The organism is Streptomyces sp. NRRL WC-3626 (assembly GCF_000718785.1).
Classification (GTDB): domain Bacteria; phylum Actinomycetota; class Actinomycetes; order Streptomycetales; family Streptomycetaceae; genus Streptomyces; species Streptomyces edwardsiae.
The window spans coordinates 239,138-254,672 of the sequence record NZ_JOCA01000005.1; the positions used below are offsets into that span (position 1 = coordinate 239,138).

The window sequence follows — 15,535 nt, forward strand, 5'->3', positions numbered from 1 at the left end:
ATGGGGTTCGCGCGTACGTGCTCGGTGACGCTGGTGGGCGTCGAGGGCGTGGTCGTGGAGGTCCAGGCCGACCTGGAGCCCGGGGTCGCCGCCTTCACGCTGGTGGGGCTGCCGGACAAGAGCCTGACGGAGAGCAGGGACCGGGTCAGGGCGGCCGTGGTGAACTCCGGCGGCGAGTGGCCGCAGAAGAAGCTCACCGTCGGCCTCAGCCCGGCGTCCGTCCCGAAGTCCGGCAGCGGGTTCGACCTGGCTGTCGCCTGCGCGGTGCTCGGCGCCGCCGAACGGATCGACCCGCGGGTGCTCGGCGACATCGTCATGATCGGCGAGCTGGGGCTGGACGGCCGGGTGCGGCCGGTGCGCGGCATCCTCCCGGCCGTCCTGGCGGCGGCCGACGCGGGATACGAGCAGGTGGTGGTGCCCGAGTGCGCCGCCGCCGAGGCCTCACTGGTGCCGGGAGTGTCCGTCCTGGGTGTCCGCAGCCTGCGCCAGCTGATCGCCGTGCTCGCCGACGAGCCCGTGCCCGAGGAGACCGAGGAGCGGACGGGGCCCGACCCGCTGCTGGCGGCGCTGCGGGCCTCCGGCACCGGGGCGGACACCGGCATGCACGGCGCGGCGGCGCAGGACCAGGGCCACGACCTCGCGGACGTGGTGGGCCAGCGGTCGGCGCGGACGGCGGTGGAGGTCGCCGCCGCCGGCGGACACCACCTCTTCCTCGAAGGGCCGCCGGGTGCCGGCAAGACGATGCTCGCGGAACGGCTGCCGTCGATCCTGCCGTCCCTGGACCGGCAGGCCTCGCTCGAGGTGACGGCCGTGCACTCCGTGGCGGGACTGCTGCCCCTCGGCAGACCCCTGATCGACACGGCCCCCTACTGCGCCCCGCACCACTCGGCCACGATGCAGGCACTCGTCGGCGGCGGCCCCGGCACGGCCCGGCCCGGAGCGGTGTCCCTCTCTCATCGAGGCGTTCTGTTCCTGGACGAGACTCCGGAGTTCAGCAGCAAGGCCCTGGACGCCCTGCGGCAGCCGCTGGAGGCCGGCCATGTGGTCATCGCGCGCAGCGCGGGCGTCGTGCGCTTCCCCGCGCGCTTCCTGATGGTGCTCGCCGCCAACCCCTGCCCCTGCGGGCGGTTCTCGCAGACCAACGACCAGTGCGAGTGCCCGCCCTCCGCGATCCGCCGCTACCAGGCCCGGCTCTCCGGGCCGCTGCTCGACCGGGTCGACCTGCGGGTCGAGGTCGACCGTGTCACCCGCGACCAGCTGACGGCGGCGGGTGCCCGGGGCGAGACCACCGCCGCGGTCGCGGACCGGGTACGCGCGGCCCGGGACCGTGCCGCGGCGCGGCTCGCCGGCACCCCGTGGCGCAGCAACAGTGAGGTCCCCGGCCGGGAGCTGCGCAGCCGCTGGCACGCCGTCCCGGGGGCCATGGACGACGCCGAGCGGAGCCTGGAGCGGGGGGTGCTCACCGCCCGGGGTCTCGACCGGGTGCTGCGGGTCGCCTGGACCGTCGCCGATCTGGCCGGCCACGACCGGCCCGACGTCACGGACGTCGCCCTCGCCCTGCAACTGCGCACCGGCGTCCCGCGCGGCGTGCCCATGGCGATCGGGGCGGGGGTGTGAACGCCGTGTACGGCCCCGAGGAGGGGCTGCTCGGCCGGATCCTCCTCACCCGGGTCATCGAGCCCGGCGACGAGACCGGCGGACGGTGGGTGCGGGAACTCGGCGTGGACACTGTGGTGCGACGGCTGCGGGAACACGGGGAGCCGCTGCCGGGCGCGAGCGCGAAGCGGTGGGCCGGGATGCTCGCCCGGGCCGGGCGGGCCGAACCCCGCAAGGACCTCGCCGTCGCGCGGGACGCCGGGGTGCGCTTCGTGGTCCCCGGCAGCGCCCAATGGCCCGGGCAGCTCGACGACCTGGGCGACGCCCGGCCCCTCGGGCTGTGGGTGCGCGGGGGAGCGGACCTGCGGATGTGGGCGCTGCGCTCGGTCGCCGTCGTCGGCGCCCGCGCCTGCACCGAGTACGGGGCACACATGGCCGCCACCCTCGCGGCCGGCCTCGCCGAACGCGGCTGGATCGTCGTCTCCGGCGGCGCCTACGGGGTCGACGGCGCCGCCCACCGCGGCGCCCTCGGCTCGGGCGGCGCCACCGTCGCCGTACTCGCCTGCGGGGTCGACCGGCCCTATCCGCGCGGCCATGCCGGGCTGATCGGCCGTATCGCGGAACAGGGCCTGGTCGTGGGCGAGTTGCCGCCCGGCGATCATCCGACACCGAGCAGATTCATCCTCCGCAACCGGGTGATCGCCGCGCTCACCCGGGGCACGGTCGTCGTCGAGGCCGCCCACCGCAGCGGCTCCCTGGTGACCGCCCGGGCGGCCCGCCGGCTGGGACGCCACACGATAGGAGTACCCGGACCGGCCACCAGCGCGCTCTCCGCCGGGGTGCACGAACTGCTCCGGCAGGACGCCGTGCTGGTCACCGACGCCGCCGAGGTCGTCGAACTCGTCGGCGACATGGGCGAACTCGCTCCGCAGCGACGGGGACCGGTGCTGCCCCGCGACCTGCTCGACCCGGCCGGACGGCAGGTCCTCGCGGCACTGCCCGGGCGTGGCACGGCCCGGCCGGACGAGATCGCGCTCGCGGCGCAGACCACCCCGGACGACGCGATCGCGAGACTGTACGAACTACGAGCACTTGGTTACGTCGAACGACACGGCGACGGCTGGAAGTTGACGCGCCAGGCGATGATCTCGGCCCGGGGCGGCCCCGAACCTCGCTGACGCAGCGTGTTCGGCCGTCCGGGGGAACCCCGACACCCCAGGGAAATTACGTCAGTTGGGCTACCTGTCGATCACTCAGAGCGACGGGCGTGCCTCGCCGGGGCGGCACCCGGAACGAATCTGCGCACGGTCCGACCTCGCTTCTTCGCACACCGCGACGCCGCAGTCACGCTACGCTCACGAGGATCCCGACACGGACAGGCAAGGACAGGCACGCGAGGACAGGCATCCAGACATCGGACAGACAGCACACCCAGGCAGTACCGGTCCACGGCAGAACGGCACTAGGCGAGGAATGCCCCAGCACACCTCCGGGTCCGACCGGGCGGCGATCCCCCCAGCCGCCCGCGACGGTGGCAGCGTGCGGCCGCCAGCTCCCTCGACGCTCGACGAGCTGTGGCGGTCGTACAAGGCGACGGGGGACGAACGGCTGCGGGAACAGCTGATCCTGCACTACTCGCCCCTGGTGAAATACGTCGCCGGCCGGGTCAGTGTGGGCCTGCCGCCCAACGTGGAGCAGGCGGACTTCGTCTCCTCCGGGGTCTTCGGGCTGATCGACGCGATCGAGAAGTTCGACGTCGACCGGGAGATCAAGTTCGAGACCTACGCGATCACCCGCATCCGGGGCGCGATGATCGACGAACTGCGCGCGCTGGACTGGATCCCGCGCTCGGTGCGGCAGAAGGCACGCAATGTGGAGCGTGCCTACGCCACGCTGGAGGCGCGGCTGCGGCGCACACCCTCGGAGCGTGAGGTCGCCGGCGAGCTCGGCATCGCCGTGGACGAGCTGCACGCGGTTTTCAGCCAGTTGTCGCTCGCGAACGTCGTCGCCCTGGAGGAGCTGCTGCACGTCGGGGGCGAGGGCGGCGACCGGCTGAGCCTGATGGACACCCTGGAGGACACCGCCGCCGACAACCCGGTGGAAGTCGCCGAGGACCGGGAGCTGCGGAGGTTCCTGGCGAGGGCCATCAACACCCTGCCGGAGCGGGAGAAGACCGTGGTCACGCTGTACTACTACGAGGGGCTCACCCTCGCCGAGATCGGCAACGTGCTGGGTGTGACCGAGAGCCGGGTCAGCCAGATCCACACCAAGTCCGTGCTGCAGCTGCGGGCCAAGCTGGCGGCCTTCGGCCGCTGAGCCGGCCGGTGCCGGGCACGGCCGTCCCCTGGCCGCCATGGGCCGGGGCTCCGTAAAGTGGACGTCGTGCCAAGGATTCGAGCGGCCTCCGTGGCCGAGCACCGGTCGATGCAGCGAGCCGCCCTGCTGGACGCGGCACGCTCCCTGCTGTCCGAGGGCGGTACGGAGGCGCTGACCTTCCCGGCCCTCGCCGAGCGCACCGGCCTCGCGCGTTCGTCCGTGTACGAGTACTTCCGCTCACGGGCCGCCGTGGTCGAGGAGTTGTGCGAGGTCGACATCCCCGTGTGGGCGGCGGAGGTCGAGGCGGCGATGGCCGCGGCGGGCGGAGCGGACGCGAAGATCGAGGCGTACGTCCGCAAGCAGCTGGAGCTGGTCGGGGACCGGCGGCACCGGGCCGTGGTCGCGATCTCCGCGAGTGAGCTGGACGCGGGGGCCCGGGAGAAGATCCGTGCGGCGCACGGGGGGCTTGTCGCGATGGTCGTCGACGCGCTGGCCGATCTCGGGCATGGGGAGCCCCGGCTCGCGGCGATGCTGCTGCAGGGGGTCGTCGACGCGGCCGTCCGGCGGCTCGAGCTGGGGGCCGCGGAGGCGCCGGGCGCCATCACGGAAGCGGCGGTCTCCATGGCGCTGGGCGGCGTACGGGGCTGAGCGTCCGCGTCGGCACGGCCGGTTCGGGCTCAGGCCTGACGCCCGTTTGCGTGGGTTGCCGCCGGGCGGGGGCGGGTTCCACTCACCCGCGTTCGCGGGGCGCCGCCGCGCCCACCCGTGCCGCCCCGGGGGTACCTCCCAGGCCCTTTCAGGGACGGGGGGAGGCGCGACTGCCCGCAGTGGGGCGGAGGGGGCTTCCCAGGACCGGGAGGAGTCTGGGTGGGGCCTTCTGGAGTAGGTGTGGGGGGAGTAGGGCCAGGGGGTTCAGGTAGGTGTCGGATCTCAGTAGGCCCCAGTGGAGGCAAGGGGTTGGGCAGTGGGAGGGGGTGGGGGTGGGGGCCAGCGTGGCGATCACCTCACCCGGTCTCACCTTCGTGCCCTCGGTGACCGAGGGGTGGACCGGTTCGTAGGTGGTGCGCAGTGGCGGGCCGCCCGTGGCGTCGAGTTCCAGCGAGACGACGCCCCTTCCGGCCACACGGCCCGCGAACGACACCCTGCCCGCCGCCACCGCCCGTACCCGAGCGCCCGGCGCGACCGCCAGGTCCACGCCCCGGTGACCCCGCCCGTACGGCGTCGCCGGCGGTTCCCAGCCGCGCAGGACCCGCGGTCGTACCCCCACCGGCCACGCCCGGCCGACCGCCGGCACCCCGGCCGTGTCCGCGCCCGCCGCCGCCGGCCGCGACGGCTGCGGGGCGGGCGCCGCCGCCAGGGTCAGGGCCACCAGCAGGACCAGTCGTGTACACACCCTCGTGAATGCACTCGTTCGCATGCCGTGGAGCCTTCCGGACATCCGCGATCACCGCCCGGACCTGTGGACCGCCATCCGGTTTGTGGACAACGGCGTCACCCGGCACCTCCCGGGTCCCGTACACTTCTGGTGGCGACCCGGGTCACTGGGTCGACTTCGCACGCCCCGACATCAGGACCCGGTCACGGCCGGACCCGATGTCAGCGCCCCTCGGTCCTTCGTGGCAACGGCGCGTCGTGGGCGTCAGGCGCGGAAGCCGTCCGGCATCCGCGGCACAACCGAGAAAAATCAAGGAGATACGGCCATGGCCGTCGTCACGATGCGGGAGCTGCTGGAAAGCGGCGTCCACTTCGGTCACCAGACCCGTCGTTGGAACCCGAAGATGAAGCGCTTCATCTTCACGGAGCGCAACGGCATCTACATCATCGACCTGCTCCAGTCGCTGTCGTACATCGACCGCGCCTACGAGTTCGTCAAGGAGACCGTCGCCCACGGCGGCACGGTCATGTTCGTCGGTACGAAGAAGCAGGCGCAGGAGGCCATCGCGGAGCAGGCCACCCGCGTCGGCATGCCCTTCGTCAACCAGCGCTGGCTGGGCGGCATGCTCACCAACTTCTCGACCGTCTACAAGCGCCTGCAGCGCCTGAAGGAGCTCGAGCAGATCGACTTCGAGGACGTGGCCGCCTCCGGCCTCACCAAGAAGGAGCTGCTGGTCCTCTCCCGCGAGAAGGCCAAGCTGGAGAAGACCCTCGGCGGTATCCGCGAGATGTCCAAGGTGCCCAGCGCCGTCTGGATCGTGGACACCAAGAAGGAGCACATCGCGGTCGGCGAGGCCCGGAAGCTCAACATCCCGGTCGTCGCCATCCTCGACACCAACTGCGACCCCGACGAGGTCGACTACAAGATCCCGGGCAACGACGACGCGATCCGCTCCGTCACCCTGCTCACCCGCGTGATCGCCGACGCCGTCGCCGAGGGCCTGATGTCCCGCTCCGGTGCCGCCGAGGCCGGCAAGGGCGAGAAGGCCGCCGGCGAGCCGCTGGCCGAGTGGGAGCGCGACCTGCTCTCGGGTGAGAAGAAGGCCGAGGAGGCCGCCCCGGCCGCCGCCGAGGCGGAGAAGCCGGCTGAGGCCGAGGCCCCCGCTGCCGACGCTCCCGCCGCCGACGCTGCCGAGGCCCCCGCCGCCGACGCTGCCGAGGCTCCCGCCGCCGAGGCCGCCCCGGCCGCCGAGGCCGAGCAGGCCTGACCGCTCCGTCAGAGCTGATGACGGCGGGAGCGGTGACAAGTGCATCGCTCCCGCCGTTCACCCGTAGGTCAGCGGCGCGTCGGGGGACTGCCCTCGGGTAGGTCCTGACCCGCGGACCTCCGCACCTCCAGACTTCGAGAAAGACTCACAGACTCATGGCGAACTACACCGCCGCCGACGTCAAGAAGCTCCGGGAGCTCACCGGCGCCGGCATGATGGACTGCAAGAAGGCGCTGGACGAGGCCGAGGGCAACGTCGAGAAGGCCGTCGAGGCGCTCCGTATCAAGGGCCAGAAGGGCGTCGCCAAGCGCGAGGGCCGCTCCGCCGAGAACGGCGCCGTGGTCTCGATCATCGCCGACGACAACTCCTCCGGCGTCCTCGTCGAGCTGAAGTGCGAGACGGACTTCGTCGCCAAGGGCGAGAAGTTCCAGGCCGTGGCCACCGCCATCGCCGAGCACGTCGTCAAGACCTCCCCGGCCGACCTCGAGGCGCTGCTCGCCTCCGAGATCGAGGCCGGCAAGACCGTCCAGGCGTTCGTGGACGAGGCCAACGCCAACCTCGGCGAGAAGATCGTCCTGGACCGCTTCGCGCAGTTCGCCGACGGCTTCGTGGCGGCGTACATGCACCGCACGATGCCCGACCTGCCGCCGCAGATCGGTGTCCTGGTCGAGTTCGACAAGCCGAACGCCGACGTCGCCAAGGGCATCGCCCAGCACATCGCCGCCTTCGCGCCGAAGTACCTCGCCAAGGACGACGTCCCGGCCGAGGTCGTCGAGTCCGAGCGCCGCGTCGCCGAGGAGACCACCCGCGCCGAGGGCAAGCCCGAGGCCGCGATCAGCAAGATCGTCGAGGGTCGTCTCAACGGCTTCTTCAAGGACGCCACGCTGCTCGGCCAGCCCTACGCGCTGGACAACAAGAAGTCCGTCCAGAAGGTCCTGGACGAGGCCGGTGTCACCCTGAAGCGCTTCACGCGCATCAAGGTCGGCATCTGAGTCCGTACCGCGACGGGCGCGCGACCCCGATAGGGTCGACAGCAGTCGTTCGGATACGCGTCCACGCACGCGCGCGTGCCGGACGACAGCAGATCTGACGAGGAGGCCATTGCCGCATGGGATGCGAAGCACACCCCACCGGCAATGGCCTTCTTCGTATGTGCAACACGTGAAAGAGGCGGGATCCCGATGACCACCAAGGCTGAGAAGAGCGACGACGGCAAAGTGCGCGGCCGGTTTCTGCTGAAGCTGTCCGGAGAGGCCTTCTCCGGTGGCGGAGGGCTGGGCGTCGACCCCGACGTGGTGCACGCCATCGCGCGTGAGATCGCGGCCGTCGTCCGGGACGGCGCGGAGATCGCGATCGTCATCGGCGGCGGCAACTTCTTCCGCGGCGCCGAGCTCCAGGTGCGCGGCATGGACCGTGCCCGCTCCGACTACATGGGCATGCTCGGCACCGTGATGAACTGCCTCGCCCTCCAGGACTTCCTGGAGAAGGAGGGCGTCGACTGCCGGGTGCAGACCGCCATCACCATGGGGCAGGTCGCCGAGCCCTACATCCCGCTGCGCGCCGTACGGCACCTGGAGAAGGGCCGTGTGGTCATCTTCGGCGCCGGGATGGGCATGCCGTACTTCTCCACCGACACCACCGCCGCCCAGCGCGCCCTGGAGATCGACGCCGAGGCGCTGCTCATGGGCAAGAACGGTGTGGACGGGGTCTACGACTCCGACCCGAAGACCAACCCGGACGCCGTGAAGTTCGACGCGCTCGGCTACGGCGAGGTCATCACCCGCGACCTCAAGGTCGCCGACGCCACGGCCGTCACGCTCTGCCGTGACAACAGCCTCCCGATCGTCGTCTTCGAGCTTCTGAAGGAGGGCAATATCGCCCGCGCCGTCAAGGGTGAGAAGATCGGCACGCTGGTGGGCGACCAAGCCGGCCGCAACTGACCGGGGGATGGACAATGTCCTGCCGGTCGGGAACCGTGCAGGAAGAAGACGCGACGCAGCCGGCCGCAGCTCCTGACAGGGAACCGCGGCCGGGCCTACTCAAGACACGCAGGAGCAAGTGGTGATCGAAGAGACCCTCCTCGAGGCCGAGGAGAAGATGGAGAAGGCCGTCGTGGTCGCCAAGGAGGACTTCGCCGCGATCCGCACCGGCCGTGCGCACCCGGCGATGTTCAACAAGATCGTGGCCGACTACTACGGCGCGCCGACGCCGATCAACCAGTTGGCCTCGTTCTCCGTGCCCGAGCCGCGCATGGCCGTGGTGACGCCGTTCGACAAGACCGCCCTGCGCAACATCGAGCAGGCGATCCGCGACTCCGACCTGGGCGTCAACCCGAGCAACGACGGCAATATCATCCGGGTGGTGTTCCCCGAGCTCACCGAGGAGCGCCGCCGCGACTACATCAAGGTCGCCCGGACCAAGGCCGAGGACGCCAAGGTCTCCATCCGCGCCGTGCGCCGCAAGGCCAAGGACGCCATCGACAAGATGGTCAAGGACGGCGAGGTCGGCGAGGACGAGGGCCGCCGTGCGGAGAAGGAGCTCGACGACACCACCGCGAAGTACGTCGCCCAGGTGGACGAGCTTCTGAAGCACAAGGAAGCTGAGCTGCTCGAGGTCTGATGAACGACTCTTCCTGGGGGACGCCGCAGACCGGGTACTGGGGACCGTCCGACCATGGGCCCGGCCAGGGGGCTGCCCCGGCGGGGCCCGCGTACGATGCGCCTTACGCGCAGCAGACTCGCCCCATGCCCGTCGTGCCCGACGTACCCGAACACGGCGGAGACCAGGATGTGGACCGGGGGGCCGCTCGGCCGAGCGGCCCCCTGTTCCGAGACGAACCGACGCGGGTCCGACCCTTCCCGGGGGAGGTGCCGCAGAATCCGGAGCCCATGCCCGACGCCCCGCAGCCGGCACCCGCACCGCAGAAGAAGAGCGCGGGGCGCGATCTCGGTGCCGCGATAGGTGTCGGCCTCGGACTCGGTGTGGTGATCGTCGCGTCGCTGTTCGTCGTCAAGGCGGTCTTCGTCGGTGTCGTCGCCGTCGCCGTCGTGGTGGGCCTGTGGGAGCTGACCTCGCGGCTGCGGGAGCGCAAGGGCATCGACGCGCCCCTCGTCCCGCTCGCGCTCGGCGGTGCGGCCATGGTCGTCGCCGGGTACGCCTGGGGAGCCGAGGGCGCGTGGACCGCCATGGCCCTCACCGCGCTGGCGGTGCTGGTCTGGCGTATGACGGCGCCGCCCGAGGGCTACCTCAAGGACGTCACGGCGGGTGTCTTCGCGGCGTTCTACGTGCCGTTCCTGGCGACGTTCGTCGCGATGATGCTCACCGCCGACGACGGCGCCTGGCGCGTCCTGACGTTCCTGCTGCTGACGGTGGTCAGCGACACCGGCGCGTACGCCGTCGGCTGGCGCTTCGGCAGGAAGAAGCTCGCCCCGCGCATCAGCCCCGGCAAGACCCGCGAGGGCCTGCTGGGCGCGGTGGCCTTCGCCATGGTCGCCGGCGCCCTGTGCATGCAGTACCTGATCGACGACGGCAGCTGGTGGCAGGGCCTGCTCCTGGGCCTCGCGGTCGCGGCCAGCGCCACCCTGGGCGACCTCGGCGAATCCATGATCAAGCGCGACCTGGGCATCAAGGACATGGGCTCCCTGCTCCCCGGCCACGGCGGCATCATGGACCGCCTGGACTCGCTGCTGCCGACGGCACCGGTGGTGTGGCTGCTGCTGGTGATCTTCGTCGGATCGGGTTGACGGCGAACAGGTACTCTGGAAGGGCTCGCGGCGTCCGGCCGTGGGCCCTTTCGTACGTCCCCGCCCTTGCGGGGGTTGTCCGGCTCCGGCACGGCGTCGCCGTCGTCCCCGCCCCTACGGGTTGCCGGCCCCCGTCTCTCTGAGGAGTTGCCCGACCGTGGCCCGTCCCGTTCCCGGTGAGCTCACCTTCGCCGCCCCCCGCGGAGCCAAGAAGCCACCGCGGCATCTCGCCGACCTCACGCCCGCCGAGCGCAAGGAGGCGGTCGCCGCGGCCGGTGAGAAGCCGTTCCGCGCGAAGCAGCTCTCGCAGCACTACTTCGCGCGCTACGCGCACGCCCCCGAGCAGTGGACGGACATCCCCGCCGGTTCCCGCGGCAAGCTCCAGGAGGCGCTGCTTCCGGAGCTGATGACGGTCGTACGGCATCTGTCGACCGACGAGGGCACCACCCGCAAGACGCTGTGGAAGCTGTTCGACGGGACGCTCGTCGAGTCCGTGCTGATGCGTTACCCGGACAGGGTGACCATGTGCATCAGCTCCCAGGCGGGCTGCGGCATGAACTGCCCGTTCTGCGCCACCGGGCAGGCCGGCCTCGACCGGAACCTGTCGACCGCCGAGATCGTGCACCAGATCGTGGACGGGATGCGCGCGCTCAGGGACGGCGAGGTCCCCGGCGGCCCGGCGCGGCTGAGCAACATCGTGTTCATGGGCATGGGCGAGCCGCTCGCCAACTACAACCGGGTCGTGGGCGCCATCCGCCGTCTCACCGACCCGGAGCCGGACGGGCTGGGGCTGTCGCAGCGCGGGATCACCGTGTCCACCGTCGGTCTCGTCCCGGCCATCCACCGGTTCACCGGCGAGGGCTTCAAGTGCCGGCTCGCGATCTCGCTGCACGCCCCCGACGACGAACTGCGCGACACCCTCGTCCCCGTGAACACGCGGTGGAAGGTGCGCGAGGTGCTCGACGCCGGGTTCGAGTACGCGGCCACCTCCGGCCGCCGGCTGTCCATCGAGTACGCGCTCATCCGGGACATCAACGACCAGGCGTGGCGCGGTGACCGTCTCGGCCGGATGCTCAAGGGCCGTCCCGTGCACGTCAACCTCATCCCGCTCAACCCCACCCCCGGCTCCAAGTGGACCGCCTCCCGTCCCGAGGACGAGAAGGCGTTCGTGGAGGCGATCGCCGCGCACGGTGTGCCGGTGACGATCCGGGACACCCGTGGACAGGAGATCGACGGGGCGTGTGGTCAGCTCGCCGCGAGCGAGAGGTAATGTGACTCGCGTAAGCACATCTTCATATTCCGACAGGGGAGCGCCACAGCGCTGAGAGTGCGGCACCGGCCGCAGACCCTCCGAACCTCGCCCAGGTCATTCTGGGTAGGGAGATCGGTCATCACTCGAGCTGTTGCGCCCTGCCCGGGACCCCGCACAGGGGTCCCGGGCGGGGCCGCGTCTCTTCCTGGTCCCTCCAGGAGGAATCAAGTGGGCATCACCAAGAAGGTCACGGTCCTGGCCCTCGGGCTGGGCATGGTCACGCTGTCCGCGTGCGGGTCGTCCGACGGCGACGCCGACGGCAGCGGCGGCGCGTCCAAGACCGTGACCCTCGTCAGTCACAACTCGTGGGCCGTGTCGAAGGACGTCGTCGCCGCTTTCGAGAAGCAGTCCGGCTACACGCTGAAGGTCCTCGAGGACGGCGACGCCGGGCAGGCCGTGAACAAGGCGATCCTGACCAAGGACAACCCCCAGGGCGACGTCTTCTTCGGCGTCGACAACACCCTGCTGTCCCGCGCCCTGGACAACGGACTGTTCCAGTCGTACGAGGCCAAGGGCTCCGACCTGATCCTCGACGAGTACCGCGTCGATCAGGACAAGCACCGGGTCACCCCCGTCGACAGCGGCGACGTCTGCGTCAACTACGACAAGGCCTGGTTCGCCGAGCACGACCTGACCCCGCCGAAGACCCTCGACGACCTGGTCGAGCCCGAGTACAAGGACCTTCTCGTCGTCGAGAACGCCTCCACCTCCTCGCCCGGCCTCGGCTTCCTGCTCGGCACGGCCGCCAAGTACGGCGACGACGGCTGGGCGGACTACTGGAAGAAGCTCAGGGCCAACGGCGTGAAGGTGGTCGACGGCTGGGAGCAGGCCTACAACGAGGAGTTCTCCGGCTCGGCCGGCGGCAAGAAGGCCGAGGCCGACCGGCCGCTGGTGGTGTCCTACGCCTCCTCGCCGCCCGCCGAGGTCATCTACGCCGACCCGAAGCCCCAGACCGCGCCCACCGGCGTCGCCGAGGGCACCTGCTTCCGCCAGGTCGAGTACGCGGGACTGCTGAGCAACGCGAAGAACCCCGAGGGCGGCAAGGCCCTGCTCGACTTCCTGATCAGCAAGACGTTCCAGGACGACATGCCGCTCAACATGTTCGTGTACCCGGTGCGGGAGGCCGCCCAGGTGCCCGAGGAGTTCGTGAAGTTCGGGCCGCAGGCGAAGGACCCGCAGACCATGGACCCGGCGAGGATCGCCGCCAACCGTGACCAGTGGGTCAAGTCGTGGACCTCGCTCGTACTGAAGTGACGCACACCGCGGCGCGGCGGCGCGGCAACGCGGCGCGGCTCGGCCTGATGGCCGTGCCCGTCGCGTTCTTCGCCGTCTTCTTCGCCTACCCCGTCACCGCGATCGTCGCGCGCGGCCTGAAGACCGGCGGGACCTGGCACCTCGGGCGGATCGGGGACGTACTGGCGCAGTCGGATGTGCGCCAGGTGCTGTGGTTCACCACCTGGCAGGCGCTCGCCTCCACCGCCCTCACCCTGCTGATCGCCCTGCCCGGCGCCTATGTCTTCGCCCGCTTCGACTTCCCCGGCAAGCAGGTGCTGCGGGCCGTGATCACCGTGCCGTTCGTGCTGCCGACGGTCGTCGTCGGCACGGCGTTCATGGCGCTGGTCGGCCGCGGCGGACTCCTCGACGAGCTGTGGGGTCTGCGTCTGGACACCACCGTGTGGGCGATCCTGCTGGCGCACGTCTTCTTCAACCACGCCGTCGTCGTCCGCACCGTGGGCGGACTGTGGGCGCAGCTCGACCCGCGGCAGGAGGAGGCAGCACGGATGCTCGGCGCCTCCCGGTTCGCGGCCTGGCGGACCGTCACCCTGCCCGCGCTCGCGCCCGCCGTGGCGGCGGCCGCGCTGATGGTCTTCCTGTTCACCTTCACCTCCTTCGGTGTGGTGCAGATCCTCGGCGGGCCGGCCTTCTCCACCCTCGAAGTGGAGATCTACCGGCAGACCTCCGAGATCTTCGACCTGTCCACGGCCGCCGTGCTGACGATGATCCAGTTCGTCGCCGTGGGCGCGATCCTCGCCCTGCACGCCTGGACCGTACGGCGCCGGGAGACCGCGCTGCGGCTGGTGGACGCCTCGCTGACCGCACGCCGGCCGCGCGGAGCCGGGCAGTGGGCGCTGCTCGGCGGGGTCGTCGCCACCGTGACCGTCCTGCTTCTGCTGCCGCTCGCGGTGCTGGTGCAGCGGTCGTTCGGCACCGCCGGCCTCGGCTACTACCGGGAGCTGACCCACGACGACGGGGGAGTGTTCCTGGTCGCGCCGATCGAGGCGGTCGGCAACTCGCTGCGGTACGCGGTCGCCGCCACCGCCATCGCCGTGGTGATCGGCGGCCTCGCCGCCGTCGCGCTGACCCGCAGGGACGCGGGACGGCTTGTGCGCGGCTTCGACGCGCTGCTGATGCTGCCGCTCGGAGTGTCCGCGGTGACCGTCGGCTTCGGCTTCCTGATCGCCCTCGACGAGCCGCCGCTGGATCTGCGCGCCTCCTGGATCCTCGTCCCGCTCGCGCAGGCGCTGGTCGGCGTCCCCTTCGTCGTACGGACCATGCTGCCGGTGCTGCGGGCCGTGGACGTACGGCTGCGGGAGGCGGCGGCGGTGCTCGGGGCGTCGCCCTGGCGGGCGTGGCGGGAGGTCGACCTGCCCCTGGTGCGGCGGGCGCTGCTGATCGCGGCCGGGTTCGCCTTCGCGGTGTCGCTGGGGGAGTTCGGGGCGACCGTGTTCATCGCGCGGCCGGAGAACCCCACGCTGCCGGTCGCCGTGGCCCGGCTGCTGGGGCGGCCCGGGGAGCTCAACTACGGTCAGGCGATGGCCCTGTCGACGATTCTGATGATCGTGTGCGCGGTGGCGCTGCTCGTGCTCGAGCGGCTGCGGACCGACCGGACCGGGGAGTTCTAGATGCTGCTGAGCCTTCAGGCCGCGACCGTCCGCTTCGGCGGGCGGGCCGTGCTGGACGCCGTCGACCTGGCGGTCGCCGCGCACGAGATCGTCTGTGTGCTCGGCCCCAGCGGCAGCGGCAAGTCCACCCTGCTGCGGGCGGTGGCCGGACTGCAGCCCCTCGACTCCGGGCGGGTGTCGCTGGACGGACACGACCAGTCGGGCGTGCCCGCGCACCGGCGCGGCGTCGGGCTGATGTTCCAGGACCACCAGCTCTTCCCACAGCGGGACGTGGGCGGCAACGTGGCCTTCGGCCTGCGGATGCACGGCGCCACGCGTGGCGAACAGGCGGACCGCGTACGGGAGCTGCTGGACCTGGTGGGTCTGCCGGACGCGGCCGGGCGGGCCGTCGCCGCGCTGTCCGGCGGTGAGCAGCAGCGCGTCGCGCTCGCCCGCGCCCTGGCGCCCAGCCCCCGGCTGCTGATGCTCGACGAGCCGCTCGGACAGCTCGACCGTTCGCTCCGGGAGCGGCTGGTCGTCGAACTGCGCGAGCTGTTCGGCCGGCTGGGCACCACCGTGCTCGCCGTGACCCACGACCAGGGCGAGGCGTTCGCGCTGGCCGACCGGGTGGTGGTGATGCGGGACGGGCGGATCGCCCAGTCCGGTACGCCACTCGAGGTGTGGCAGCGTCCCGCCGACGCCTTCGTGGCCCGGTTCCTCGGCTTCGAGAACGTCGTCGGGGCGACGGTCGCCGACGGTGTCGCCGTGACCCCCTGGGGCAAGGTGCCCGTGCCGGAGGGGTCCCCGCAGGGCACGCGGACGCTGCTGGTGCGGCCCGCGGGTGTCCGGCTGGTCCCGGCCGGTGAGGGCCTGCGCTGCACGGTGGCCGCGCGCACCTTCCGCGGCACGCACGTCGCCGTCCGCCTGCAGCCCGAGGACGCCCCCCGCCTGGAGGCGGCCTGCGCGCTCCGTGCCGCGCCGGAGGTCGGGGACGAGGCCGGTGTGGAGTTCGACGCGGCGGAAATCGTTGTGCTGGGGTGAGGG

The 15,535-nt window shown here is 71.7% G+C and carries 14 protein-coding genes and 1 riboswitch; of the genes, 13 read left to right on the top strand and 1 reads right to left on the bottom strand.

What is annotated here, in order from left to right:
* The 4 genes from IF28_RS0110155 to IF28_RS0110170 all read left to right on the top strand — a co-directional run bounded on the left by IF28_RS0110155 (position 1) and on the right by IF28_RS0110170 (position 4,560).
* Positions 1–1,617, top strand: coding sequence for a YifB family Mg chelatase-like AAA ATPase (locus IF28_RS0110155; RefSeq protein WP_030216616.1), 1,617 nt, complete (start codon positions 1–3; stop codon positions 1,615–1,617).
* Positions 1,614–2,774 (top strand): DNA-processing protein DprA, encoded by a 1,161-nt coding sequence (gene dprA / locus IF28_RS0110160; protein WP_030216619.1) that lies wholly within the window; start codon positions 1,614–1,616, stop codon positions 2,772–2,774. Before IF28_RS0110155 ends, dprA begins: the two co-directional genes overlap by 4 nt.
* 295 nt (positions 2,775–3,069) lie before the next feature.
* Positions 3,070–3,912 (top strand): RNA polymerase sigma factor WhiG, encoded by an 843-nt coding sequence (gene whiG / locus IF28_RS0110165; RefSeq protein WP_030216622.1) that lies wholly within the window; start codon positions 3,070–3,072, stop codon positions 3,910–3,912.
* Positions 3,913–4,002: 90 nt separating this feature from the next.
* Positions 4,003–4,560, top strand: a complete 558-nt coding sequence (locus IF28_RS0110170) for a TetR/AcrR family transcriptional regulator (RefSeq protein ID WP_030216626.1) — start codon at positions 4,003–4,005, stop codon at positions 4,558–4,560.
* 148 nt (positions 4,561–4,708) lie between these two features.
* Here the strand turns inward: IF28_RS0110170 and IF28_RS37650 are convergent, their stop codons facing one another.
* Positions 4,709–5,329 (bottom strand): murein hydrolase activator EnvC family protein, encoded by a 621-nt coding sequence (locus IF28_RS37650; RefSeq protein ID WP_078621022.1) that lies wholly within the window; start codon positions 5,327–5,329, stop codon positions 4,709–4,711.
* Positions 5,330–5,612: 283 nt separating this feature from the next.
* On the opposite strand from IF28_RS37650, the gene rpsB reads away from it, so the two are divergent.
* The 9 genes from rpsB (at position 5,613) to IF28_RS0110215 (ending at position 15,532) form a co-directional block, all read left to right on the top strand.
* Complete coding sequence (gene rpsB, locus IF28_RS0110175) at positions 5,613–6,554, top strand: 30S ribosomal protein S2 (protein ID WP_030216629.1); 942 nt, start codon at positions 5,613–5,615, stop codon at positions 6,552–6,554.
* A gap of 155 nt (positions 6,555–6,709) precedes the next feature.
* The gene (gene tsf, locus IF28_RS0110180) at positions 6,710–7,546 is read left to right on the top strand and encodes a translation elongation factor Ts (protein WP_030216633.1); all 837 of its coding nucleotides are present in this window, start codon (positions 6,710–6,712) and stop codon (positions 7,544–7,546) included.
* Between the two features lie 189 nt (positions 7,547–7,735).
* Positions 7,736–8,494 carry a UMP kinase gene (gene pyrH / locus IF28_RS0110185; protein ID WP_030216636.1) on the top strand — a complete coding sequence of 253 codons (759 nt, stop codon included), beginning with the start codon at positions 7,736–7,738 and terminating at the stop codon, positions 8,492–8,494.
* 121 nt (positions 8,495–8,615) lie between these two features.
* Positions 8,616–9,173, top strand: a complete 558-nt coding sequence (gene frr / locus IF28_RS0110190) for a ribosome recycling factor (protein ID WP_030216641.1) — start codon at positions 8,616–8,618, stop codon at positions 9,171–9,173.
* Complete coding sequence (locus tag IF28_RS0110195; RefSeq protein ID WP_078621024.1) at positions 9,173–10,297, top strand: phosphatidate cytidylyltransferase; 1,125 nt, start codon at positions 9,173–9,175, stop codon at positions 10,295–10,297. The genes frr and IF28_RS0110195 overlap by 1 nt, the downstream gene beginning before the upstream one ends.
* A gap of 157 nt (positions 10,298–10,454) precedes the next feature.
* A complete protein-coding gene (rlmN, locus tag IF28_RS0110200) occupies positions 10,455–11,567 on the top strand; it encodes a 23S rRNA (adenine(2503)-C(2))-methyltransferase RlmN (protein ID WP_030216647.1) in 1,113 nt (370 codons plus the stop codon).
* Between the two features lie 24 nt (positions 11,568–11,591).
* A riboswitch (TPP riboswitch) is annotated at positions 11,592–11,697 on the top strand.
* Between the two features lie 80 nt (positions 11,698–11,777).
* Complete coding sequence (locus IF28_RS0110205) at positions 11,778–12,863, top strand: thiamine ABC transporter substrate-binding protein (protein WP_030216650.1); 1,086 nt, start codon at positions 11,778–11,780, stop codon at positions 12,861–12,863.
* A 47-nt stretch (positions 12,864–12,910) separates the two neighbouring features.
* A complete protein-coding gene (locus IF28_RS0110210) occupies positions 12,911–14,512 on the top strand; it encodes an ABC transporter permease (protein WP_106982034.1) in 1,602 nt (533 codons plus the stop codon).
* Complete coding sequence (locus tag IF28_RS0110215) at positions 14,513–15,532, top strand: ABC transporter ATP-binding protein (RefSeq protein WP_030216655.1); 1,020 nt, start codon at positions 14,513–14,515, stop codon at positions 15,530–15,532. It begins immediately after the preceding gene.
* Positions 15,533–15,535 lie beyond the last annotated feature (3 nt).

Bases quoted from the DNA above. Each gene is read 5' to 3' on its own strand.
- pyrH (WP_030216636.1), top strand. From the start codon at position 7,736: ATGACCACCAAGGCTGAGAAGAGCGACGACGGCAAAGTGCGCGGCCGG.
- IF28_RS0110195 (WP_078621024.1), top strand. From the start codon at position 9,173: ATGAACGACTCTTCCTGGGGGACGCCGCAGACCGGGTACTGGGGACCG.
- tsf (WP_030216633.1), top strand. From the start codon at position 6,710: ATGGCGAACTACACCGCCGCCGACGTCAAGAAGCTCCGGGAGCTCACC.
- IF28_RS0110210 (WP_106982034.1), top strand. From the start codon at position 12,911: ATGGCCGTGCCCGTCGCGTTCTTCGCCGTCTTCTTCGCCTACCCCGTC.
- rpsB (WP_030216629.1), top strand. From the start codon at position 5,613: ATGGCCGTCGTCACGATGCGGGAGCTGCTGGAAAGCGGCGTCCACTTC.
- whiG (WP_030216622.1), top strand. From the start codon at position 3,070: ATGCCCCAGCACACCTCCGGGTCCGACCGGGCGGCGATCCCCCCAGCC.
- IF28_RS0110215 (WP_030216655.1), top strand. From the start codon at position 14,513: ATGCTGCTGAGCCTTCAGGCCGCGACCGTCCGCTTCGGCGGGCGGGCC.
- IF28_RS37650 (WP_078621022.1), bottom strand. From the start codon at position 5,329: ATGCGAACGAGTGCATTCACGAGGGTGTGTACACGACTGGTCCTGCTG.
- IF28_RS0110155 (WP_030216616.1), top strand. From the start codon at position 1: ATGGGGTTCGCGCGTACGTGCTCGGTGACGCTGGTGGGCGTCGAGGGC.